Genomic DNA, 21,893 nt, shown 5'->3' with positions numbered 1-21,893 from the left:
CCGCCGCCTGGGCCGGCCCACCACCGGCGCCGGGCTATTGCTGGTACTACACCGATGCGAGCAAGACGCAGGGATTCTGGGACGCGTGCCCGCGATAGACCGTGTTTCGCTGTTTCGTAGGATGGGGCCGAGCGCCATCAGCAGCACCGTGGTGAACGCCGCCACCGTGAAGGAGGACACCAGTGCGCGAAAGAAGTTCATGGCGCCGGTCACCGTGCCGACCTGCGGACGCGGCACTGCGTTCTGGATCGAGACGAGGCTGACCGGGAAGATCATGCCGAGGCCGATGGAGAGAATGCCGAGCATGGTGAGCAACTGCCACAGCGGCAGCGGCGTCAGCAGCGCGATGGCAAGGCCCATCACCGCGGCCACCGATGTGCCGAAAATGGCGATGCGCTTGTAATGCACGGCCTTGGCCATGGTGCGGCCGGCGATCAGCGCGCCAAGCACCGACACCGCCGCGATCGGGATCAGCGCCATGCCGGCTTCAGCAGCCGTGAGGCCATAGACCACTTCATAATAGAGCGGCATATGCACGGTGAGCCCGAGCATCGCGCCCATGCAGCAGCCGCCCGCGGCCATCGCAAATGGCACCACGCGGCCGCCGATCAGGGACAGCGGCAGGAACGGCTGATCGGTATGCATCGCATGCCAGACGAAGGCGACGCCGATGACGATGGCGGAGCCGACCAGCGCGATGATGGTCGGCGACAGCCAGGAGAAGCGTGTGCCGCCCCATGTCAGCGCCAGCATGAAGGACACGGCCGAGATCATCAGCAGCACGCCGCCGAGCCAATCGACCTTGCGCCGGCGATGGAAGACCGGAATCTTTTTCATCGCCGGGAGCATGAGCGCGAGCGCGCCGATGCCGAGCGGGATGTTCACCCAGAAGATCATCGACCAGTGCAGATGTTCGGCAAATACGCCGCCAAGGATCGGCCCGCCAATGCCCGCCGCCACCCACACGCCGCTGAAATAGGCCTGATACTGGCCGCGCTCCTTCGGCGAGACCACATCGGAAATGATGGTCTGCACGATGGGCAGAATGCCGCCGCCGCCAAGGCCCTGCAGCGCGCGGGCGATGATCAGGAAAATCATGTTCGGCGCGAGTGCGCACAGGACCGAGCCCACGATGAACAGCGCCATTGCGGCGATGATCGTGGCGCGGCGGCCATAGATGTCGCTGAGCGTGCCGAATACCGGCGCCACCGCGGTCGATGCGAGCAGATAGGCGGTGATCACCCAGGAGAGATTCGAGACATCGGCAAATTGTCGGCCGATGGTCGGCAAGGCGGAGGCCACGATGGTCTGGTCGAGTGCCGCGAGGAACATCGCGAGCAGCAGGCTGATCAGGATGGTGCGGATCTCGGCCTGGGTCAGCGGTGCCGGCGTGATGTGGGGCGACGCATGTTTGAGAGCGATGGCCTCAGTCGGGATGCGCGACAATTCTTCGGCAAGCTCGTCGGACAATGGCAGGTCATCGGCCGCCGGGCGGCTCTGTCGTTGAATCTGGTTCATGAAGCGCGCAGTTTGCAATCTCGGGCATCGGCACCGCCAGGCGCGGCGCAACGGATGGTTGCAGATGTTTTATGCTTCGAACGACGCCCGCAACAGGTGTTTCATTGCATGGGAGCGTCCCGCCGCAGGCGGCCGCTCGCGCGTCCGTGATCAGGCGCGGCTGAGCTCGGCGAGGCGGCGCCATTTCTCATAGGCGTAGCGGCGGTTGTAGTCCGCCACATCCCATCCCGCAGCGCCGTCGAGGAAACCGGCGCGGAGGATGAAGGTCTTGAAGAAGGCCGCCCAGCCATGCAGCGGTGCCTGAACGGCACCGGCGCGCTTGCCGCGCGAAAACATCTGCTGCGCGGCTGCGGTGGAATAGCGGGCGATCTTGTCCTCGGCATCGGCGCGCGAGGTGATGCTGTCATGCTCGATGCGGAATGAAGCGGTACGGACCGGGCCGTCCGGGATCAAGCGCTCATGGACGAGATCGTCGGAGAACCGCGCCGTTCCGCGGCGGAACAACCGCGTGACGTAATCCGGCGACCAGCCGCTGTGGTTGATGACGCTGCCGCAAAACCGTGACCGCCGCGACATGCGGAAAGCCGGCGCATCGGACTCCATCGCCGCCTGCAGCGGCGCGAGCGCCTCCGGGTCCAGCCACTCATCCGCATCGAGCGACAGCACCCACGCGCCTTGCGCCTGTGCGAGCGCCCTCTGCTTCTGCGGCCCGAAGCCCGGCCAGTCCGATGTGACGATCACCCTGGCGCCCAGCGATTCCGCGATCTCAACCGTCCGATCATTGCTACCGCTATCGACGACGATGATCTCATCCGCACACGGCACCGACGCCAGGCACCGGCCGATGCAGGCTTCCTCATTCTTCGTAATGACAATGAGTGAAAGCTTTGGCGCTGGCGACATCTACGCCGGCCGCTTCTTTAGCTTTGCGATGCGCGGCAATTGCGCCGGCCAGGACACGATGTGGTTCTCAAGCTCCTCATCCGGCACGGTTTCTTCCGACGCCTCGACCCGCCCACGAACTGAAACCCCGGCCTCGTGAACGGTCTCGGAACTCCCCGAAATCAGCGGATGCCACCAATAAAGATCGCGTTTTTCCGCAGCTAGCTTGTAGCCACAGCTATGTGGCAGCCAGCTCAGTTCACGCACATTTTCAGGCGTCAGGCGGACGCAATCGGGCACCTGGTCGGAGCGATTTGGATAATCCTTACAGGCACATAGGTTGGCATCGAGGAGCTTGCAGGAAATATGCGTGTAATAGATCCGGCCGGTATCTTCGTCTTCAAGCTTGTTCAGGCAGCAACGCCCGCAGCCGTCGCACAGGCTCTCCCATTCGGCGTCGGACATGTCCTCTAACGCCTTGGTCTTCCAGAACATTCCCTCCTGCGCGGAGAGACGTGGGGAGCGTGCGGTCATGCGGCTTGAATGAGTCCAGATGTGTGGGCGAAGCGTCCTTCTAGCGGCGTTAGCCCTGAGCAGCAATTGTGCTGCGCTGCCATTGGTTTATCGGCCCTGCTCGGCTAAAACTTGACGAGTCTCCCGTGCCGCAACACTGCCGCCGGGATGCCGCAATGATACCGCAACAGACGCGCCAGCACTGCAACGAAACCAAGGCCCGAAGTGCCAAAAATTGACCCGTCGAAGTGGATCATGAAAGTCCGGCATTTCCTGCTGGATCTCGACGCGCGCATCGATTCCGGCCTGTTTTCTTCCGGCCGCGGCACCCGCGAATTATGGGAGCGCTATTCGACCTTCATGGACCGGTTCCATGTGGGCAGCTGGAAGCGCTGGCTCTTCATCGAGCCGCTGTCGGAAGCAGCGACGCTCGGCCTCGGTGGCCTCGTGCTGATGCTCGCCCTCGCCCAGTCGGCGTTCCGCGAAACGTCTGACGAAGACTGGCTGAAGAAATCCGATCTCGCTGTCACCTTCCTGGATCGCTACGGCAATCCGATCGGCAGCCGCGGCATCAAGCACAATGACTCGATCCCGCTGGAAGACTTCCCGGATAACCTGATCAAGGCGACGCTGGCCACCGAAGACCGCCGCTTCTACGACCATTTCGGCATCGATATCGCCGGCACCGCGCGTGCGCTTGTCACCAATGCGCAGGCCGGCGGCGTGCGCCAGGGCGGCTCGTCGATTTCGCAGCAGCTCGCCAAGAACCTGTTCCTGACCAATGAGCGCACCATCGAGCGCAAGGTGAACGAAGCCTTCCTTGCGATCTGGCTCGAGACTCGCCTGACCAAGAACGAAATTCTCAAACTCTATCTCGACCGCGCTTACATGGGCGGCGGCACTTTCGGCGTCGATGGCGCCGCGCATTTCTATTTCAACAAGTCCGCGCGCGACGTGACGCTGGCGGAAGCCGCGATGCTCGCCGGCCTGTTCAAAGCGCCGACCAAATACGCGCCGCATATCAACCTGCCGGCCGCGCGCGCCCGCGCCAACCAGGTCCTCGACAACATGGTCGATGCCGGCTTCATGACCGAAGGTCAGGTGTTCGGCGCCCGCCGCAATCCGGCCATCGCCGTCGATCGCCGTCAGGAAGTGTCGCCGAACTACTATCTCGACTGGGCCTTCGACGAGATGCGCCGCCTCGTCGAGACATTTCCAAAATCCTATGTGGAGCGCGTCTTTGTGGTGCGCACTGCCATCGACATGAATGTGCAGCGCACCGCCGAAGCGGCCGTCGAAAACCAGCTCCGCCAGTTTGGCCGCGACTATCACGCGACGCAGGCCGCCGCTGTGCTGGCCGATCTTGACGGCGGCATCCGCGCCATGGTGGGCGGCCGCGACTACGGCGCCAGCCAGTTCAATCGTGCTGTGGACGCGATGCGCCAGCCTGGCTCGTCGTTCAAACCCTATGTCTACACAGCGGCACTGCTGAACGGCTACACGCCGAAATCCGTGATCCTCGACGGGCCCGTCTGCATCGGCAACTGGTGCCCGCAGAACTACGGTCACTCCTATTCCGGCAATGTCACGCTGACCCAGGCGATCACACGCTCGATCAATGTGGTGCCGGTGAAGATCTCCATCGCGCTCGGCAAAGGCAGCCCGAAAGCCGGCCGCGCCAAGATCGTCGAAGTCGCGCGCAAATTCGGCATCAAGGCACCGTTGCTCGATACGCCGTCGCTGCCGATCGGCTCGACGGAAGTGTCTGTGGTCGAACACGCCACCGCCTATGTCACCTTCCCCAACAAGGGCCGCGCCGTGGCGCCGCATTCGGTGCTGGAAGTGCGCACCGGTGCCGGCGATCTGGTCTGGCGCTATGATCGCGACGGGCCGAAGCCGACGCAGGCGATCCCCGCTTCGGGCGCTGCCGACATGGCGGAGATGATGAGCCATGTGGTGAGCGAAGGCACCGCACGCCGTGCTGCCATGGATGGCATTCCGACGGCGGGCAAGACCGGCACGACCAATGCCTATCGTGACGCCTGGTTCGCCGGCTACACCGGCAACTTCGCTGCGGCCGTCTGGTACGGCAATGATGACTATTCGCCGACCAACCGCATGACCGGCGGTTCGCTGCCGGCGCAGACCTGGCGCGAGATCATGGTGGCCGCGCATCAGGGCATCGAGATCCGGGAATTGCCAGGCGTTGGCATGGGCACGAAGAATCCGGCGGCTGCGGCGTCCGCCGCCATGGCTGCCAATGCACAGGAGCAGAAGCCCGGGCCGCCTCCGGTGCTAACGCGACGCGGCGCGGACATCCTGCTGCGCGTGGAAAAGATGCTCGACGATGCCGGCAAGTCGGTGGGCCGAACATCCGCGAATGACGAGCAACCGAAGCCGCGCGCCTCCACCACGCTCGCCTTCCCGGAAAACTATGCGGCCGCTGGCAACGATGCTGCGAAGCCGGCCCCTGCTCCCACCACACGCAAGAACTGAAGCTGACGACATGACGGTGGTGGCGACGTGCGGCTGATCTTCCTCACGCTTCTGGGGCTCGCAATCGCAGCCGGCGTCGGCCTCGGCCTGACCTGGACGACGGCGACGCGCGGCGTCGAACTCGGCACGCTGACCATTGGTTCGTGGACCGCGCGTCCGCGCAGCGGCTCGAACGAGATCGATCCCTATGCCCGCGCCTCGATCGCGCGTTCCGGTGAACTGCCGATCGGCACCGGCGACGGCATCACGTTCACCGCCACACGAGACGACAACAACAAACTGCTCGACGGCCGCTGCGATGTGGTGATCAGCGGCGTCACCCCACCTGCCCGCTTCTGGACACTGACGCTGTATGACACCAAGGGTCGCCTCGTCGCCAATACGCTGGAGCGCTATGGCTTCACCAGTCAGGAAGTGGTGCGCAGCGCCGACGGCGCTTTCGAGATCCGCATCGCTGCCCGATCGCGCGCCGGCAACTGGCTGCCGACCAGTGCTGTCGATCGCTATGTGCTGATGCTGCGGCTTTACGATACGCCGGTGGGAGTCGCCACACGCAGCCAGAAGGATGCGCCGATGCCGGCCATCGCCACGGTGGGCTGTCCGTCATGATCCGGCTGCTCTTCACCATCATCGGCGGCGTGCTGCTCGGCGGCGTCGTGCATCTGGTCAGTGTGCTGGCGCTGCCGCGTATCGCGACACAGGATGCCTATTCGCGGCTGGCCGCGGTGACCAAAGAGAACGCTGTGACGCCACTGGCGCAGACCAATCCGGCCAATGCGTTGCTGCCCTATATGGATCCCGCATTTGCCATGGCTGTGTGCCGCTACGACCTGTCCAAGGGACCGATCAAGCTGACAGTGCCCGTGAGCCAGTCCTATACATCGGTGTCGTTCTACACCCGCAGCGACGTCGCCTACTACGCCATCAATGACCGCTCCGCCGGTCGCCGCGTCATCGAACTCGATCTGATGACCGAGGCACAGCACGAGGCGCTGCCGGAAGAAGAAGACGTGACCGCCGCCGACCGGCTGATCATCGATTCGCCGACCGAGACCGGTCTGATCGTATTAAAGGCGCTGGCCGCTGAGCCCGGATTGATGACGCAAGCGCAGGCGTCGCTCGCGGCCTCGAATTGCCGCGTGCAAACGGAGCCGCCGGCCGCGCCGGCGAAGGGCAAGCGCTAGGATCGTAGGGTGGGTTGAGCGAAGCGAAAACCCATCACCTTCCTTTGCCGCGGGCTCCGCCGATGGGTTTTCGCTCCGGCGCTTCGCGCCTCTGCTCAACCCATCCTACAATTGTCCCCGTGACCTTTTCCCGCATGGAAAACGTCTAACAAGCGCCTCCCCGTAATCTGCCTGCCATCCGCTTCAGCGATGCTGCGTGTCGATCCCATGACACGGCGAATCGACGAAGCGGAACGCACATGCATCACGATCAGGCCACGGCGGAAACGACATCCTCCTATCTGCTCTCTTTCGTCTGGTGGCCGCTGCTTTATTTCAGCGCGCTGGCCGGCGCGTGGTTCGCCTTCGCGAGCACAGCACCCATCATGTGGTTCAATGCCGTTTACGCCGCGCTGCTCGGCGCGATTGTCCTGCTCGAACGCGCGATGCCGCACCGGCCGGAATGGCTCGACCATGACGGCGAAACGCTGAACGATATCGGCCATACACTGCTCACCAAAGGCGCGGCGCAGCTTGCGGTGGCCGCCACGTCGATCGTGCCCATGGCGGTTGCGACCGTGACGCGCGCAGACGATCATATGTCGCAGCTATGGCCGACGCAGTGGCCACTGATTGCGCAGGTGGTGCTCGCGCTGGTGATCGCCGAATTCGGTCTCTACTGGTCGCACCGCATTGCGCATGAAAACCTGTTCTTCTGGCGCTTCCATGCGCTCCATCACAGCGTGCTCCGGCTCTGGGTGGTGAATACCGGCCGTTTCCATGTGGTGGATTCTCTGATCAAGATGACGCTGAGTCAGGCGCCACTCTATCTGCTCGACGCACCGCTGCAGGTGTTCTTGTGGGTCGGCGCCGTGACGGCAATCACGGGCCTCCTCACTCATTGCAATGTGGAAACGCGCACGGCGCTGTTCGATCCGATCTTCGCAACGCCAAAGTTGCATCGCTGGCATCATTCGAAGACGTTGAAAGAAGGTAACAGCAATTACTGCGAGAACATCATGATCTGGGATCATGTGTTCGGCACCTATCTCAATCCCGATAAGGCCTCACCGGATCGTCTCGGCATCAGCGGCCGCGTGGCGCCGGATTTTGTCGGCCAGATCATGCAGCCGTTTTCGCGCAGGGGCGCGCGTGAGATTCTGGGAAAGCGGGTTGGGCTTGTCGATCAAACGAAACCTGCGGAAAAGTCGGAGGCCGTAGGGCGGATCAGCGAAGCGTAATCCACCGGCCGAGTGTGTGGCCAAGAACGGCGGATGACGGCTTCGCCTTATCCGCCCTAGAGCAACTTCTATCCGCCGACACGCAGCGCCATGCCGGGACGCACTGGCACGATGGTGCCGGCCGCTGCATTGGCTTGCGATCCCAGTTCATTGATCAGCATGTCGGCGCTTGCTGCGATATTGTCCGGTGCGTGAATCACGAGACGTTCAAGCGCCCATTTATAAGAAGACACGCGACGCTGCAGGCACTGCTCGACCCACTGGATGATCAGCGCATTCTCATCCATGCGTGCATTCGCGTCGCCACGCTCGTTCGGCTGCACGCCGGTTACCAGCTTGAGACTCGCCGCCCGCTTGCGATCGAGTTCAGCTACACGCATCGCTGTGCCATAGAAGACTTCAAAGCGCAGGATGTCGTTGCGCACATCGTCCATCAGCACCGCATAGCGCGACGAATGCGAGCGATGCGGTTCGTCGATGAGCAGCTTTCCATACGCTGTGCGGTCGAACACGACATTCTGCCGCCACGGCGATTCAATCGGCTTGTAGTCGCCGAACACGCTCTTCCACAGCGGGCGCGAATGCGGTGGTTCGATCAAAGGATAGGCTTGATCACGCAATTGCCGTTCGAGATCGGTGAGCTGGAACTCGGATGATTTCTTGCCGACGCTACCGGTGGCCTCGACGCCAACCCAGCGATGCATGTCATCGGTGACGGCGTTGTTCCGCGTACGACCGAAATCGCCACCGGCGCATCCGCCAAGCGTGGTGGCCAGCAAGATGATGCATGCAACAATCGGCGGCGTGCGCCGAAGCCTCGTGCGGTTCGGTGTGCACATCATCGGCATAAGCAGGGTTCCGCGATCAGGATCGCGCGCGGCGCTTGCGGCGACGGCTCGGCGCAGTGCCCTCTTCCGGCCCACGACCACCATTCGCGTCATCGATATGACGTTCGATGCGGATCACCGGCAGGATCAGGATTTGTGCAGATGACATTTTTGCAGATGTCTTGCGGGGTTGCAGGGCCACATCCACGCCCAGCCTGCGCGCTGCCGCATCTGCCGGGAACTTGATGATATCGCCCATGGTCTCCGCCTCTTGCACCGTCTCCTCGCGGACGGCACCGTCGCATTAGGGGGATTTATGGTTAATGCACTGTTAACGACATCGCGCAGACTTTAACGATATCTCGCCGCATTCTTGTCTGAAAGTACCACCGGGGAACGGAGCGACGCCTCCCCGCATTCGACTCACCCGACAGACAAGCAGGATGAAATCTGACGATGAGCGCAACACTGCAAAGCGTGGACGATCTTCACCTGGCGACGAACTGGAGAGAACGGATGCGCTGTCCGCGTTGCGGTTCGCCGATCTCCGACATTCACGCCAAGCCGTCTTGCGTGAACTATCGCTGCGATTACTCGACCGACGGCTTTCCGATGGTCGATGGCCAGCCGGTGCTGATCGATTTCGAGGACAGCGTATTCGATCGCAAGATGTATCGCCGCGAGCACGGCTCGGTGCTGAGCCGCGATACGACCGGCCGCTCACTTGGCTCGCGCCTGCATCGCTTCACTTTTGGCGGCAATCCCGTGGCCGAAGGCAACTGCCAGAAATTCATCACGCTGCTGAAGCAGGACAATCCGAATCCTGTGGTGCTGGTGGTCGGCGGCGCCACGGTCGGCGCCGGCTCGCATGAACTCTATGACGATCCCGATATTGAAGTCGTCGGCAGCGACGTGTTTTCCTCCGACAACACCGTGCTGGTAGCCGACGCGCATCGCCTGCCCTTCCATGATGCCACTTTCGACGGCGTCTGGATCCAGGCCGTGCTCGAACATGTGCTGGAGCCTGCGACTGTGGCCGCAGAAATTCATCGCGTGCTGAAACCGCAGGGGCTCGTTTATGCCGAGACGCCGTTCATGCAGCAGGTGCACGAGCGCGCTTACGACTTCTCGCGCTTCACCCGCAGCGGGCATCGCTGGCTGTTCCGCAAATTCGACGAGATCGAAGCTGGCGCCGTGACCGGCCCAGGCATCGCGCTGCTGTGGTCGATCCGCTATTTCTCGCGCGCCCTGGGTGCCGGCGACAAGTTTTCGCGACTCGCCACGTTGCCCTTCTTCTGGCTGCGCTATTTCGATCGCTTCGGGAAATCCCGCGCCCGCGCGGATGCGGCCGGCGGCGTCTATTTCATGGGCCGGCGCAACGAACGCGCGATCAAGCCCGGCAGCATGCCGATGTATTATGACGGCCAGATCTGACGGCTGGACGTCACAACTGGACATGGAACCGTCGATGGTTAAGGGGGCCTTAACGGGTCGGTCGTAATTTGAGGCAAATCTGCCTCAGTCAGCGTATCGACCATGACAAACCCGCCCATGATTCCAGGCTTCGACGGCCTGATGACATTATCGCGCCGCGAGGGCGTCGATATTCGTCCGACATTGCTGCGGGTGCTGACGGATCTCTATGTGCAGGCGCCGACCCATACGGCCGACGAGGAGAAACAATTCGTCGAACTGACATCGCGTCTGATCGATCAGGTGGATGACGCCACGCGCGCTGCCGTGCGGGCGCGGTTGTCGATCTATCCGAACACGCCGCGGGTGATCCTCAATCAACTCGCGCTGCGCCCTGCGGCGACGCAACAGCCGGCCCCCGTCGCGCCGCCTATCGTTCCGGAGGTCTCCGCGCCGACCTTATCGCAGCCGGCACCGCCGCCGTCGCGCGTCGTCAATCGCACGATGCAGCCGAACGACGCCGCCGAAATCAGCAATCTGTTTTTTGCCGCCAATGCGACCGAGCGCACGAAGATGCTGCACAATCTGGCGGACACGCCGCTGCAGCCCTCGGCACGCATCCCGCAGGCGCGCGCCGAACGTGCGATGCATATTCTGGAAATGGCTGCGTTTGCCGAAGACCGCGAGAATTTTGCCCGCGAGATCAGCGAAGCCTTGATGCTGCCGCTGGCGATCGCCGATCAGGTGGTGAGCGATCCCGGCGGCGAACCGCTCGCCTGCTGCGCCAAGGCGCTTGGCATGCATGGCGCCGTGTTCCAGCGCGTGCTGCTGTTTCTCAATCCGGAATTCGGCACATCGGTGAACAATGTGTACCGGCTGTCGCGGATGTATGACGTGCTCACCGAGCGCGCGGCGCTGATCATGGTCGCCGCCTGGCGCGGCGCGCATCTTGCCGCCACGCGCGCGAAATTCCGCCCGGCTCTGTATGACGACGAACGCCAGCGCGCCCGCGCGGCAACGCCGATGGCGCGGCCGAGCGTCCAGCCGGGCATGCAGCCCGGCGTGGATATCACGCGCACGCGGAATAGTTCGGGAAGCTAGTTTTTTGCCAGATCGAGGAAATGCCGCCCGGCCTTGTCCTCGATCTCGACGATCCACAGATCGGGATCGAAGTTCATTTCCTTCTGCAGCCGCTCATCGATCTTGCGCTCGTCCACCGGCTGCGGCGGCGATGGCGCAAAGACACGATCGACGGGGCGGCTGTCGTCATAGGCGGTCTGCGGTGCCGGCGTGTAGAGGATCGCATTGCCATCGAGCAGCACGAGCTTGACGAAGATCGCCCCTGCCTCCTCCGCCCCGCGCCGGCTCACGGCACCGAATATGCCTTCGGTCTGGCAGCGGCGCAGATAGGCGGCTACCCATATTGCTGATTTCAAACGGCTCATGGCGCTGACGATACGACAGCCAGCGGGCGACCGCTAGTTGATCGCGCGTCCTGTCACAGTGCCAAGCTCCTGCACCAGACGATCGGACATCTGGCCCGTCACCGGCAGCTTCCGCTCGCGTTCGAAACGCTGGATCGCGGCCGACGTGTCCGAGCCGACATTGCCGGTCGGCTTGAGCTGGCCATAGCCGTATTCCGTGAGCGCGCGCTGCACGGCGGCGACGCGGCGGGTATTGGTGATGAGATCGCCCAGAGGATCGGACTTGCCGGCGTTCGGGATTGCCGCTGGCGGACGTTGCACCGATGAGGTCGTCGTCGTCGGCGCAGCGGTCGCTTTCACGAGATTGCCCATGGCATCGCCACCGCGCTGCTCGGCGGGCCTGGCAACCACCGACGGTTTCGGCTCGTTCACGGGATTGACGGGCCTGGCATCCATCATGCGCGCATCAAGCTTCGCATCGGACGACGTCAGCGTGGCCTCGCTCGGGCGCGGCTTCGGCAGTGGGTTGACGGTCGGCGTCGGCGCGGGAAATGCGACCACGGTGCTGGAGCCGAACATCGGCGACGGGTGGTGACCCTTCTGCAGGAAGATCGCATTGGCGATGATCGCGCTGACCGCGGAGAATGCGATCAGGCCGGCCACCATGTCCTTCGGGCTGTGCAGCAGCATGCGCATCAGCAGACCGCGCTCGGCCGGCTCGTCGATGACGGCGACGCTTGCGCGCTTGGACTTGGTGGATTTCGAACTCGCTTTAGGCACTCTTCTTCACCTGATGGATCGTCTCGGACGACGCGCTGCGTGGCGCAATGTTCAATGGTGTGATGTTGCTCGGCATAGCATGCGGCGGCGTGTAATCCAGCGGAAGCGCGATGGTGACGGTGGTGCCCTCGCCTACCCGGCTCTGGACCCGCATCTCGCCGCCATGCATGCCGACCAGGCTCTTGACGATGGACAGGCCAAGGCCGGTGCCTTCGTGGCGGCGCTGATGATAGGTTTCGCCGGCCTGGAAGAACGGATCGCCGATGCGCGCGAGATCGTCAGCGGCAATGCCGACGCCGGTGTCGCGCACGCGCACGATCAGTTGCGCCAAATCGACGCCAGCCGTGACGGTGACGCTGCCACCGCGCTCGGTAAATTTGATGGCGTTGGAAACGAGATTGAGCAGGATCTGGCGGAACGCGCGCGGATCGCCATTGATTTCCGGCAGATCCTTCGGCGCATCGGTGATCAGATCGACGCCACTGTCGCTCGCCTTCAGCGCCAGCAGATTGCAGCAATTGATCAATGCGGGACGCGGCGCGAATGGCTCCGGCGCGAGTTCGAAGCTGCCGGACTCGAGCTTCGACATATCGAGGATGCCGTTGACGACCGACAGCAGATGCAGGCCGGAATCATTGATCAGCTGCGCATATTCCTTGCGCTTGGCGGCGTCCAGCATCAGCACGTCTTCCTGCGCCATCATATCGGAAAAACCGATAATGGCATTCAGCGGCGTGCGCAGTTCATGGCTCATGGTGGCCAAGAATCTCGTCTTTGATGCATCGGCGCGCTCGGCCACGATGCGCGCCTCTTCCAGCGCCTGCTGCTGCAGCTTGCGGTCGGTGACGTCGCGCAGCACGGCGACCACTTCGGTCTCGTGATTGGCTGGCGCCGAACGATCGGCGGCCTCTTCCAGCGGCTGGCAACGCATCTCGACCCAGATGAAGTCACCGGCCTCGCCGCGCGCGCCATCGCGGCGCAGGCGGAATTCGACACTGCGCGCTTCACCACCGCGTGCGGCATCGGACAACGCGGTCAGATAGGCCGGGCGATCGGCGACATGGACGCGATCGAACAGGCCGTGGCCGAACAGGCGCTGCGGCTGCACGCCGACCAGCGTCTCGGCTGCAGGCGAGATGAACTGCACGGTGCCGTTCGGGCGATGACGCGAGATGACGTCGCTCATATGCCGGGCCAGCAGGCGATAGCGATCTTCCTCGACATTGAGCAGCGACACACTGGTGCGCGCCAGCGACTCCGCACCAAAAGCGAGACCGGCGGCATAGAGCGTTGCGGAGGCGATGCCGAAGGTCATGAACACGATATGGCTGGCGCCGGCTTCGGATGCCGGCAGCCAGTCAAGCGCCGTGAGCGTGACCAACACGGCGACACAGGCAATCGCGATGGTGGATGCCGCGACGACGATACGTCGCGACGCAGACAGCGCGGCCTCGATCGGCACGACGACGAGCCAGATCGCGGCGAAGCTCGCGATGCCACCGGTGAAGATCGCGACCATCATGACGAGGCTCGCAACCGCAAGCGACGACATGATCTGCGCGCTCTCATAGCGGCCGGTACGCGACAGGAAATAGGATAACAGGATCGGTGCAATCAGCCAGGCGAAGGCAGTGACCTCGAGCGCGGTCGGCGCGCCGCGCAGGACGAGATAGACAGGGAATGCCGCAAAGGCTGCGAGACTGCCCAATAGCCGCGGTGCCATGAAGGCGCGATGACGCGCGCTCGTCATCGCATCATAGCGCACAGACGGGTGCAGCATCGCATCAAGACAGTCGCGGATGATGTTCAAACCTGTCACTCGTTTCGCTTCGACATACTCGTCTACATCGACGTGTCGAAACGCCTCCTTCATCGTTGAAGCCAACCTGTCAGAGCGGGATTAAACGAACACTAAAGCGATCGCAGACAGGACCATGCCTAACGCGCAAGTCTCGATTTGAAGGGAGTTTTCGCGTTTTTGTTCGCGCATTGTGGTGAACGGAAACTTTCACCGGAGCAGGCATTATGGTTTCGAAAGTATGGACATAGCTGGATAAGCAGCACACAGCCTCTGCCCTCATCCTGCGGAGCGCGCATTGCGCGCGTCTCGAAGGATGGCCGCAGGCTCCGAGCTTCACCAACTCATGGTTCGAGACGGCGCTTTCGCGCCTCCTCACCATGAGGGGCAGAATGTCGGCATCAATCAAAAATTTACGCCATCTCCAATCGCATCAATTTTTATCGAATTAATCGCTTCGCAAATACTTGAAGTTTATCGACGCGGTTTAGCTTTGGCCGTGAATGCGGTCATCCGCAACGTCAAGAAAAGGCGACGGGGTTTTCATGTTCTTCCTGCTGCGCATGGCATTTTGGATCGGGCTGGTGCTTGTTCTGCTGCCGCGGGATCACACGCCCGAAGCAGAGAAAGCGGCGCCCCAGGTCGGCGCCTCCGACGCGATATCGGCCGCAACGGCGGCGGCATCGGATATGAGCCAATTCTGCAAGCGCCAGCCGGCGGCTTGCGAGGTCGGCGGCAATGCGGCGGCCTTTATCGGCGAACGCGCCAAGGAAGGCGCGCGCAAGGTCTATCAGATCATCACCGAGAAGAAGCCCGACCATACCGGCTCGATCGGCGAAGGCGGCGACCAGGAGCAAGGCGCTGTCTTGATGGCGAAGCCGGATACGCTGACCCAGGACGATCTCGCCGTCGACTGGCAGTCGCCGGACGCTCCACTGATGCCATGAACCCCGGTTCCGGCCGATAAATGCCGGAACTGCGGTCGCATTCGATGTAAATCGCCCCTATATAGGGCTGACATTCGCATCAAGGCCGCCATGACCACCAGCATCGACGACATCCGCGCCAATTTCGAACTGCTTGAGGACTGGGACGATCGCTATCGCTATGTGATCGAGCTTGGCCGCACGCTGGCGCCGATGCCCGAAGACGAGCATTCGACCGCCAACAAGGTCAACGGCTGCGCCAGCCAGGTCTGGCTGTCGCGTAAACTGGCGACCAGCGACAAAGGCGCGCCGGTACTGAGCTATCTCGGCGACAGCGACGCCCATATCGTGCGCGGCCTGATCGCAATCCTGCTGGCGCTCATGTCTGATCGCACGCCGAAGGACATTCTGGAGACCGATGCGATCGCCGTGTTCGACGAACTCGGCTTTCGCGAGCACCTGACGCCACAGCGCTCGAACGGCCTGCGCTCGATGGTCGAGCGCATCCGCAATGACGCGCGCGCCGCGCTGGAAACGGCGAGCTAAACCTCGAACGTCGCATCCTCTGCCAGCCACGTCCGCACGTTCGCCGGACCGCCTTTCGCCTCTCCCGCGAAACCATAGTGCCGCGCGAGCCGGTCGAGGCCGAGTTGCAGCACGACCTTGGCCGAACGCGGCGGCCAGCTGCGTTCGCGCTCGACATCTTCGAGCCCGCGCAGGAAGCAGCAGACATCCATCAGAAGCCCTGCGAATTCCGGCCCGCAGGCATCGAGCGCATGCCCGACCTTTTGCCGCGACGCCAGCATCGCATCGGTCATTTCGCCGGGACTGAGGCCTGACCCACGTGGACGGCCGCCGGTGGGCGCGCCCCAATTGGCGGTGACACGCGGGGCCATGTTGCCGCGGGTGAAATCGGCACGCAGCTTCTCCCCGGCAATGAGCTGATGCGGCGCGATCAGGCTGCGCCCGTCCCGCCCCTTGCGGCGCGCGAGCCAGGCCAGCGGGCTTTCGCTGTCATTGACCAGCACGCTCGCAATGCCATCCTCTGTGAGTATCTGCCGCGTTTCCAACGACATATGGCGCATGCGGTGCGGGTCGATTTGATCGGGACGGGGTTGGCGGCTTCCTGATGTTCTCATTTTGTTCTCCTTGCTGGAGACATAAGCTCACGAGTCCGCCGCCCCTGCAAGCGAAATTTTGGATCACTTTCCTATTTGTGGGTTCAGTCCGCGACCCACGAACGACAGTCGAAATTTGTCCGAGCGCTTGTAGCCGGCCTCACGCGGGCCGGTTGATCGGTCAACTTTTCGTCCCGATTTGTTCGCCAAAAGTTCCCGCAGAATGGAACCCGGATACCTATTTCCGGCGCTTGCGCTGTTGCCCGAGACCCATCTGCTTGGCCAACTGAGAACGGGCGACCGCATAGTTCGGGGCCACCATCGGATAGTCCGCAGGCAGGCCCCACTTCTCGCGATACTGCTCCGGTGTCATTCCGTATTGCGTGCGGAGATGCCGCTTCAATGACTTGAAGCGTTTGCCGTCCTCGAGACAGACAAGATATTCGGCGGTCATCGACTTTTTCACCGACACCGCCGGCTTCGCGGGAGCCTGTTCGATCGCCACCGCCACGGCGCTAGTACCCGAAACGCGCGCCAGTGCACCGTGAACCTGACTGATCAGCGCCGGCAGTTCCGACGCCGGCACCGGATTGTTACCGACATAGGCCGAGACGATACTCGCCGTCAGTTCGATGAAGCTCTTGCCGGGGGTGTCGCTCATGACGCCGTCTTTCGGAGGGAACGCATCAGCCGCGATTGTCGAGATGTTGGCGCAAGTCGTCGATGGAGGCAAAGCGCATCAGCCCTTCCGGCATCTGCGCCTCGATGGAGCCATCGGAATACAGCGAATAGGCCATGCCATCGACGACACCGGATTTCAGCACGGTTACGCCCGGCGCGCGTTGGGGAGCGGCTGGCGCCGGCTCGTCGCGATCGGGGATTTCGCTCGGGTCTGGCAGCCGGTCGCTGAACCGATCGGTGTGGGTGGCAGACGCACGCGCAGCCTGGCGGATCGCATCGGAGAAACGCGGGCGATCGGGCTGAGCGGCGGGACGCTCACCCCGCGGCCAGGCCTCCTCGAAACGCGGGGCCTGCTCGGCCTGAGGCGCTTCGTCATCGAACCGAGACTCATCCTCGCGAGACGGCGCAGCGGGAGCCCCGGATAGATCGAGCTCGAGCGCCTGCGCAACCGCATCGGTGCGATCCTTTTCGCGGTCACGGCGCGTCGAGGTGAACAACAGATTGCGCCGCTTCGGCTCCTCGGCTGCACTGGCGGCAGCTGCGGCAAGACGCTCACGATCGCGCAGCACCTCATCCTGCCACGGCGGCACACCCGCCTCCGGACCGGCTGGAATCGATGCTGCAGACTGGGAAGACGCCTCCCGCGCGAATGGCGGCGGTGCCTGCTCATCGCTGTCATCATCGGCAACGTCAGAAAGTGGTGGCAGCTTCAGTTCCCGGCGCGGCAGCGGTGCGGGGACGCGCGGCTCGGCGGCGGCCATCTGCGCGGCCAACCCGCGCATTTCGCGCACCACAAGGCCAAGGCTGATCATGATCAGGCCCGTGCAAACCCCGACCGAGCCGGTCAGGATCAACGTGTTGCCGAAGCCGAATTCCTTGACCGGAACCCCAAATCCGATCGCGGCAAGGCCCGCCAGGATAACGCCTGTCCCGGCAATCAGCAGCACTGTCATGGTCTTCGAACTCCTGGACGGACGCTCCGCGAGTCTCGTCAGAGCAACACGATAGCGTCATATAACGCTGTTTTCCAAACGGCAATTTTACGTTCACAGCTTGGGGTAAGCCACAATGCCATAACGGGTTTCGATCGCCGGGCGACCCGTCACCGCGATGTCGAGCTGGGTGCCTTTTCCCAACAAGTAAGAAACAAAGCTTTATTCTTACTGCACCGCACTAAATTTAAGAGAATTTCAGCCACAATTCTCAATTACTCAAAAATACAAACGCGCTATACCGATGCCGGGGAACGAGGCTCAAAAGCGCAATGCCGAGCCATTGTTTGGGTTTGGGACACCGGATCGTCTATAGCCATGTCATCGATTACGACTGCGGCCATCGAAACGCCCCTGCGGCGCTCCGTGGAAAAGACGTGTGACGACCTCGCCATTCTGGCGCTGGTCGTGGTCAGCATTATCGCCAGCCTGACATTCCGCGATTACGGCCTCGGATGGGACGACTACACCCATGCCGAATATGCCGATCTTCTGCTGAAGATGTACGGCTCCGGCTTTCGCGATACGGGTGCCCTCTCCTTCGCCAATCTCTACATGTATGGCGGCGGCTTCGATATGGCTGCGGCCCTGCTGCACAAAGTCATCCCGCTCGAACTGTTCGAGACGCGCCGCCTGCTCGGCGCCGTCGTCGGCATCATCGGCCTTGCAGTGACATGGCGCGTCAGCCGCCGTATTGCGGGGCCAGTGGCCGGCCTCGTCACGCTGTTGCTGCTGGCACTTTGCCCGACCTTCTACGGCCACATGTTCATGAATCCGAAGGACGCGCCCTTCGCGGTGGCCATGATCGTGCTGATGCTGGGCCTCGTGCGCCTGGTGCAGGAATATCCGGCGCCATCGACGCGGACCGTGCTGATCCTCGGCATCGGTGCCGGCTGCGCCATCGGCTGCCGCATCCTTGCCGGCCTGACGCTGATCTATGCGCTGATCGGCTTTGCGCCTCTGCTCCTCGAAGAGTGGCGAACGCAGGGCCCGCGCGAAGCCATTCGACGCCTGCTCCACGTCGTCTATCTGCTGCTGCCGGGCCTCGCTTTCGGTTATTTGATCATGGGCCTGATCTGGCCGTGGTCGATCCTCGAACCCGCCAATCCGCTGCGCGCCCTCACCTACTTCTCGCACTTCTTCGAGAAGCCGTGGAAGGAAATGTTCGACGGCGCCATGATCTCGGTGCCGGATATGCCGTGGTCCTATCTCCCGACGCTGTTCGCATTGCAACTGCCGGAAGTGCTGATCACACTGCTGGCCGGCGGCATCGTGCTGACCATCGTTGCGACCTCGCGGAAAGATGTGCCGGCGCGCCGCAAGACGGTGCTGCTGATGCTCACCGCGGCTGCGATGCTGCCGTTGATCATCGCCATGGTAAAGCGCCCAGCGCTGTATAACGGTATCCGCCACTTCATTTTCGTGATCCCGCCGATGACCGTGCTCGCCGGCGTCGCATTCGCATCATTGATGGACTGGCTGCGCGTCCATCATCGCGGCGCGCAGGCCGCGGCTGTCGCCGCATTGTCGTTCGGCCTGATGCTGCCGATGGCCGAAATGATCCGGTTGCACCCGTATCAGTACACGCACTTCAATTATGTCGCCGGCACTGTGCGCCAGGCCGACGCGCTGTACATGCTGGATTATTGGGGCCTCGCCCTGAAACAGGCGTCGGACGCCCTCAAGGAGCAGATCGACGAGCGACAGGAACACGCGCCGGTTGGCCGCAAGTGGAAGGTCGCCGTCTGCGGCCCGCAGCGTCCGGCACAGGTCGCACTTGGCCCTGACTTCACCATCGGCTGGGACAGCCATGCTGCTGACTTTGCGATGACCCTTGGCGAGTTCTACTGCAAGGGCCTCACCGCGCCCGTCATCGCCGAGATCAAGCGCGACGACGTCGTCTTCGCCCGCGTGTACGATATCCGTGGCAGCAGCATCTCCAGCCTGCTTGCGATCCCGGCGCCGTAAGCGCCGGGAAATCCATCGCAAGGGCGTGACGCAACGCCATCATTTCTCCCCGATCGGCTGCGAGCGAGATGGGATGATGATCAATCGCCGCGCTTTCCTGCTCACCGCATCCGCCTTCGCAGCCACTCCCGTTTTTGCCAAGGAGACACCACCTGCGCTGCTCACCTATGAGCGCGACTGCGGGGGGCGGATCGGACTGTATGCCAGGAACGTCACCAGCGGCGCCGAGCTCGCCTGGCGCGACCAGGAACGCTTTGTCATGTGCAGCACCTTCAAGGCGTCCCTTGCCGCCTGCGTGCTGGCGCGCGTGGATCGCGGCCAGGATCGTCTCGAGGCGATGATCCCCTATACGCAGAAAGACCTGCTCGACTACGCACCGGTCGCCAAAGACAATCTCGCCAGGGGCGCGCTGTCGGTCGGCGAGATGGCCAAGGCCATTGTCGAACTCAGCGACAACACCTGCGCCAATCTGCTGCTCGCGCGCATTGGCGGTCCGAAGGCCCTGACCCGGTTCTGGCGCGACCACGGTGATGTCACCTCACGTCTCGATCACAACGAGCCCGAACTCAATCGCACTCCGCCAGGCAAGCTCGAGGACACAACGACGCCGCGCGCCATGGCCTTGAGCCTGGAACACCTCGCCCTCGGAGATGGGCTGCAACCGGGATCGCGCGCACAACTCGTCGAATGGATGGTGAATTGCAAGACAGGCGCCAATCGCCTGCGCGCCGGCCTGCCTCCGTCCTGGAAGATCGGCGACAAGACTGGCAACAACGGCAAGGACGCCGCCGGTGACATCGCCGTGGCGTGGCCGGCGCCGGACCGCCCGGTGATCATCGCCGCGTATACGCGTGGCGGAAAACCGACGCCGGAGCAGCTCAACACCGTGTTCAAGGCGATCGGCGAACTGGTCGGCGAGCGTCTCGCATGAGCAGCATGACTGCTGCGCGACACCGCAGCCTTGCTGCATGACCCGCGTAATAATAGGCTGCGGTCACGGAACTCGAACAATTGAACCGGAGATGACTTATGTCACCAGCCGAAGCTGCCCATCTCAAAGCCGTCCCTTCGAACATGACCGAGGGTGAATGGGCCCAGCGCGTCAACCTTGCTGCGGCCTACCGCCTGGTCGCGCTCTATGGCTGGGACGACCTGATCGATACCCACATCTCCGCGCGCGTGCCCGGCCCCGAGCATCACTTCCTGATCAATCCGTACGGCTTGATCTTCGAAGAAATGACGGCCTCGTCGCTGGTCAAGGTCGACCTTGACGGCAACCAGCTGTCCGACAGCGAATACACCATCAACCCCGCCGGCTTCACCATTCACTCGGCGATCCACGAAGTGCGCGAAGACGCCGGCTGCGTGATGCATCTGCACACGCCGGATGGCACCGCTGTCGCGTCCTGCATGGAAGGCCTGCAGCCGCTGAACCAGACGGCGCAGCTGGTCATCCCCGAACTGGCCTATCACGACTATGAAGGCGTCGCGCTCGATCACGACGAACGCCCACGCCTGCAGAAGGACCTCGGCGACAAGAACATCATGCTGCTGCGCAATCATGGCACGCTGACTGTCGGCCGCTCCGTCGCCTCGGCCTTCGAGCGCATGTACTATCTGGAACGCGCCTGCACCATGCAGGTCCGCACCCGCATGCTCGGCCCGACCGCCTATCCAGTCGACCAGATCGTCATCGAGAAGAATGCCGCCCTGGTCGGTAACCCCGAAAAGGCAGAACTGCGATCGACCCGACTGGTCTGGCCGCCCATGCTGCGCAAGCTCGACCGCCGCGATCCATCTTACAGGACGTGAGATTCGTGCTATAAGGGGTCCACAAACCTCTACGCAGACTACAAAACGCCGCCCAATTCCGGGCGGCGTTTTTACGTTTTGGGCCTATGGCTCACGGCCGCATGAAGGCGAAGTCGGTGTCCGGATCGCAGTTATCGGCGAGGAAATGAAGCTCCGACTGCACGTCGGTGGCGCTGCGGGTTTCGAGATATTTGCTGACGATCAGCCCCAGCATCGAACGACAGACGCCGTCCTGGTCTATGCCCGTTGCCTGCGCAACTGCCATGGCGGCAGAGAAATGAGTGTTGGCGACCTCGCTGGCGGACATTGGCGTGCTCCCTGGTTTGGTTTGTTGTTCTTTG

At 62.8% G+C, this 21,893-nt stretch carries 23 protein-coding genes; 11 read left to right on the top strand and 12 right to left on the bottom strand.

Annotated elements, in window-relative coordinates; translation table 11 throughout:
• The 3 genes from ACIQ2A_RS20110 to ACIQ2A_RS20100 form a co-directional block, all read right to left on the bottom strand.
• Positions 1-1,518 (bottom strand): MDR family MFS transporter (locus ACIQ2A_RS20110; RefSeq protein ID WP_398482592.1); only part of this gene is annotated, 1,518 nt, incomplete at its 3' end.
• 150 nt (positions 1,519-1,668) lie between these two features.
• On the bottom strand, positions 1,669-2,421 hold the full coding sequence (locus ACIQ2A_RS20105; RefSeq protein WP_398482590.1) for a glycosyltransferase family 2 protein: 753 nt from the start codon (positions 2,419-2,421) through the stop codon (positions 1,669-1,671).
• The gene (locus tag ACIQ2A_RS20100; RefSeq protein WP_398482588.1) at positions 2,422-2,934 is read right to left on the bottom strand and encodes a YcgN family cysteine cluster protein; all 513 of its coding nucleotides are present in this window, start codon (positions 2,932-2,934) and stop codon (positions 2,422-2,424) included. It abuts the gene before it with no gap.
• A 234-nt stretch (positions 2,935-3,168) separates the two neighbouring features.
• Here ACIQ2A_RS20100 and ACIQ2A_RS20095 point away from each other — a divergent pair, with 234 nt between their 5' ends.
• The 4 genes from ACIQ2A_RS20095 to ACIQ2A_RS20080 all read left to right on the top strand — a co-directional run bounded on the left by ACIQ2A_RS20095 (position 3,169) and on the right by ACIQ2A_RS20080 (position 7,813).
• Positions 3,169-5,409, top strand: coding sequence for a transglycosylase domain-containing protein (locus tag ACIQ2A_RS20095; protein ID WP_398482586.1), 2,241 nt, complete (start codon positions 3,169-3,171; stop codon positions 5,407-5,409).
• A 27-nt stretch (positions 5,410-5,436) separates the two neighbouring features.
• A complete protein-coding gene (locus ACIQ2A_RS20090; RefSeq protein WP_398482584.1) occupies positions 5,437-6,018 on the top strand; it encodes a DUF1214 domain-containing protein in 582 nt (193 codons plus the stop codon).
• Positions 6,015-6,593, top strand: a complete 579-nt coding sequence (locus ACIQ2A_RS20085; protein ID WP_398482582.1) for a DUF1254 domain-containing protein — start codon at positions 6,015-6,017, stop codon at positions 6,591-6,593. The genes ACIQ2A_RS20090 and ACIQ2A_RS20085 overlap by 4 nt, the downstream gene beginning before the upstream one ends.
• Positions 6,594-6,832: 239 nt before the next feature.
• On the top strand, positions 6,833-7,813 hold the full coding sequence (locus tag ACIQ2A_RS20080) for a sterol desaturase family protein (RefSeq protein WP_398482580.1): 981 nt from the start codon (positions 6,833-6,835) through the stop codon (positions 7,811-7,813).
• Between the two features lie 68 nt (positions 7,814-7,881).
• Here the strand turns inward: ACIQ2A_RS20080 and ACIQ2A_RS20075 are convergent, their stop codons facing one another.
• Positions 7,882-8,652 (bottom strand): hypothetical protein, encoded by a 771-nt coding sequence (locus tag ACIQ2A_RS20075; protein ID WP_398482594.1) that lies wholly within the window; start codon positions 8,650-8,652, stop codon positions 7,882-7,884.
• A 25-nt stretch (positions 8,653-8,677) separates the two neighbouring features.
• Complete coding sequence (locus ACIQ2A_RS20070; RefSeq protein WP_398482578.1) at positions 8,678-8,899, bottom strand: hypothetical protein; 222 nt, start codon at positions 8,897-8,899, stop codon at positions 8,678-8,680.
• 257 nt (positions 8,900-9,156) lie between these two features.
• On the opposite strand from ACIQ2A_RS20070, the gene ACIQ2A_RS20065 reads away from it, so the two are divergent.
• Positions 9,157-10,074 carry a class I SAM-dependent methyltransferase gene (locus ACIQ2A_RS20065; RefSeq protein ID WP_398482576.1) on the top strand — a complete coding sequence of 306 codons (918 nt, stop codon included), beginning with the start codon at positions 9,157-9,159 and terminating at the stop codon, positions 10,072-10,074.
• Positions 10,075-10,176: 102 nt separating this feature from the next.
• Positions 10,177-11,154, top strand: coding sequence for a DUF2336 domain-containing protein (locus ACIQ2A_RS20060; protein ID WP_398482574.1), 978 nt, complete (start codon positions 10,177-10,179; stop codon positions 11,152-11,154).
• Here the strand turns inward: ACIQ2A_RS20060 and ACIQ2A_RS20055 are convergent.
• From ACIQ2A_RS20055 to ACIQ2A_RS20045, 3 genes are read right to left on the bottom strand one after another with little or no spacing between them, the layout of a single operon-like run.
• A complete protein-coding gene (locus ACIQ2A_RS20055) occupies positions 11,151-11,498 on the bottom strand; it encodes a DUF1491 family protein (RefSeq protein WP_398482572.1) in 348 nt (115 codons plus the stop codon). The two genes, ACIQ2A_RS20060 and ACIQ2A_RS20055, sit on opposite strands and share 4 nt — an antisense overlap.
• Positions 11,499-11,531: 33 nt before the next feature.
• Positions 11,532-12,257 carry a peptidoglycan-binding domain-containing protein gene (locus tag ACIQ2A_RS20050; protein ID WP_398482570.1) on the bottom strand — a complete coding sequence of 242 codons (726 nt, stop codon included), beginning with the start codon at positions 12,255-12,257 and terminating at the stop codon, positions 11,532-11,534.
• A complete protein-coding gene (locus tag ACIQ2A_RS20045; protein ID WP_398482568.1) occupies positions 12,250-14,076 on the bottom strand; it encodes a PAS domain-containing sensor histidine kinase in 1,827 nt (608 codons plus the stop codon). Before ACIQ2A_RS20045 ends, ACIQ2A_RS20050 begins: the two co-directional genes overlap by 8 nt.
• Before the next feature lie 524 nt (positions 14,077-14,600).
• Here ACIQ2A_RS20045 and ACIQ2A_RS20040 point away from each other — a divergent pair.
• On the top strand, positions 14,601-15,002 hold the full coding sequence (locus ACIQ2A_RS20040) for a DUF5330 domain-containing protein (protein ID WP_398482566.1): 402 nt from the start codon (positions 14,601-14,603) through the stop codon (positions 15,000-15,002).
• Positions 15,003-15,092: 90 nt separating this feature from the next.
• The gene (locus tag ACIQ2A_RS20035; RefSeq protein WP_398482564.1) at positions 15,093-15,527 is read left to right on the top strand and encodes a SufE family protein; all 435 of its coding nucleotides are present in this window, start codon (positions 15,093-15,095) and stop codon (positions 15,525-15,527) included.
• Here the strand turns inward: ACIQ2A_RS20035 and ACIQ2A_RS20030 are convergent.
• The 3 genes from ACIQ2A_RS20030 to ACIQ2A_RS20020 all read right to left on the bottom strand — a co-directional run bounded on the left by ACIQ2A_RS20030 (position 15,524) and on the right by ACIQ2A_RS20020 (position 17,733).
• The gene (locus ACIQ2A_RS20030; protein WP_398482562.1) at positions 15,524-16,120 is read right to left on the bottom strand and encodes a DUF6456 domain-containing protein; all 597 of its coding nucleotides are present in this window, start codon (positions 16,118-16,120) and stop codon (positions 15,524-15,526) included. The genes ACIQ2A_RS20035 and ACIQ2A_RS20030 overlap by 4 nt on opposite strands.
• A 217-nt stretch (positions 16,121-16,337) precedes the next feature.
• Positions 16,338-16,760: a MucR family transcriptional regulator gene (locus tag ACIQ2A_RS20025; protein ID WP_398482560.1), complete on the bottom strand. Its 423-nt coding sequence runs from the start codon at positions 16,758-16,760 to the stop codon at positions 16,338-16,340.
• A gap of 25 nt (positions 16,761-16,785) precedes the next feature.
• Entirely contained in the window at positions 16,786-17,733 is a 948-nt protein-coding gene (locus ACIQ2A_RS20020; protein ID WP_398482558.1) for a hypothetical protein, read from the bottom strand.
• Between the two features lie 357 nt (positions 17,734-18,090).
• Here ACIQ2A_RS20020 and ACIQ2A_RS20015 point away from each other — a divergent pair, with 357 nt between their 5' ends.
• From ACIQ2A_RS20015 to ACIQ2A_RS20005, 3 genes are all read left to right on the top strand, one after another.
• Positions 18,091-19,740, top strand: a complete 1,650-nt coding sequence (locus ACIQ2A_RS20015) for a glycosyltransferase family 39 protein (protein WP_398482556.1) — start codon at positions 18,091-18,093, stop codon at positions 19,738-19,740.
• A 73-nt stretch (positions 19,741-19,813) separates the two neighbouring features.
• Positions 19,814-20,671 carry a class A beta-lactamase gene (bla, locus tag ACIQ2A_RS20010; RefSeq protein ID WP_398482554.1) on the top strand — a complete coding sequence of 286 codons (858 nt, stop codon included), beginning with the start codon at positions 19,814-19,816 and terminating at the stop codon, positions 20,669-20,671.
• A gap of 98 nt (positions 20,672-20,769) precedes the next feature.
• A complete protein-coding gene (locus ACIQ2A_RS20005) occupies positions 20,770-21,552 on the top strand; it encodes a class II aldolase/adducin family protein (RefSeq protein ID WP_398482552.1) in 783 nt (260 codons plus the stop codon).
• Between the two features lie 91 nt (positions 21,553-21,643).
• Here the strand turns inward: ACIQ2A_RS20005 and ACIQ2A_RS20000 are convergent.
• On the bottom strand, positions 21,644-21,893 hold a 250-nt coding region (locus ACIQ2A_RS20000; protein ID WP_398482550.1), incomplete at its 5' end, for a hypothetical protein.

Source organism: Tardiphaga sp. (assembly GCF_044336785.1).
Classification (GTDB): domain Bacteria; phylum Pseudomonadota; class Alphaproteobacteria; order Rhizobiales; family Xanthobacteraceae; genus Tardiphaga.
The sequence above is the reverse complement of the archived record's forward strand: the minus strand, read 5'-3'. Positions and strand labels throughout refer to the sequence as shown.

Coding starts and splice junctions, on each gene's coding strand:
- ACIQ2A_RS20105 (WP_398482590.1), bottom strand. CDS start 2,421: ATGTCGCCAGCGCCAAAGCTTTCACTCATTGTCATTACGAAGAATGAG.
- ACIQ2A_RS20100 (WP_398482588.1), bottom strand. CDS start 2,934: ATGACCGCACGCTCCCCACGTCTCTCCGCGCAGGAGGGAATGTTCTGG.
- ACIQ2A_RS20095 (WP_398482586.1), top strand. CDS start 3,169: ATGAAAGTCCGGCATTTCCTGCTGGATCTCGACGCGCGCATCGATTCC.
- ACIQ2A_RS20085 (WP_398482582.1), top strand. CDS start 6,015: ATGATCCGGCTGCTCTTCACCATCATCGGCGGCGTGCTGCTCGGCGGC.
- ACIQ2A_RS20080 (WP_398482580.1), top strand. CDS start 6,833: ATGCATCACGATCAGGCCACGGCGGAAACGACATCCTCCTATCTGCTC.
- ACIQ2A_RS20075 (WP_398482594.1), bottom strand. CDS start 8,652: ATGTGCACACCGAACCGCACGAGGCTTCGGCGCACGCCGCCGATTGTT.
- ACIQ2A_RS20070 (WP_398482578.1), bottom strand. CDS start 8,899: ATGGGCGATATCATCAAGTTCCCGGCAGATGCGGCAGCGCGCAGGCTG.
- ACIQ2A_RS20065 (WP_398482576.1), top strand. CDS start 9,157: ATGCGCTGTCCGCGTTGCGGTTCGCCGATCTCCGACATTCACGCCAAG.
- ACIQ2A_RS20060 (WP_398482574.1), top strand. CDS start 10,177: ATGACAAACCCGCCCATGATTCCAGGCTTCGACGGCCTGATGACATTA.
- ACIQ2A_RS20055 (WP_398482572.1), bottom strand. CDS start 11,498: ATGAGCCGTTTGAAATCAGCAATATGGGTAGCCGCCTATCTGCGCCGC.
- ACIQ2A_RS20040 (WP_398482566.1), top strand. CDS start 14,601: ATGTTCTTCCTGCTGCGCATGGCATTTTGGATCGGGCTGGTGCTTGTT.
- ACIQ2A_RS20035 (WP_398482564.1), top strand. CDS start 15,093: ATGACCACCAGCATCGACGACATCCGCGCCAATTTCGAACTGCTTGAG.
- ACIQ2A_RS20030 (WP_398482562.1), bottom strand. CDS start 16,120: ATGAGAACATCAGGAAGCCGCCAACCCCGTCCCGATCAAATCGACCCG.
- ACIQ2A_RS20025 (WP_398482560.1), bottom strand. CDS start 16,760: ATGAGCGACACCCCCGGCAAGAGCTTCATCGAACTGACGGCGAGTATC.
- ACIQ2A_RS20020 (WP_398482558.1), bottom strand. CDS start 17,733: ATGACAGTGCTGCTGATTGCCGGGACAGGCGTTATCCTGGCGGGCCTT.
- ACIQ2A_RS20015 (WP_398482556.1), top strand. CDS start 18,091: ATGTCATCGATTACGACTGCGGCCATCGAAACGCCCCTGCGGCGCTCC.
- bla (WP_398482554.1), top strand. CDS start 19,814: ATGATGATCAATCGCCGCGCTTTCCTGCTCACCGCATCCGCCTTCGCA.
- ACIQ2A_RS20005 (WP_398482552.1), top strand. CDS start 20,770: ATGTCACCAGCCGAAGCTGCCCATCTCAAAGCCGTCCCTTCGAACATG.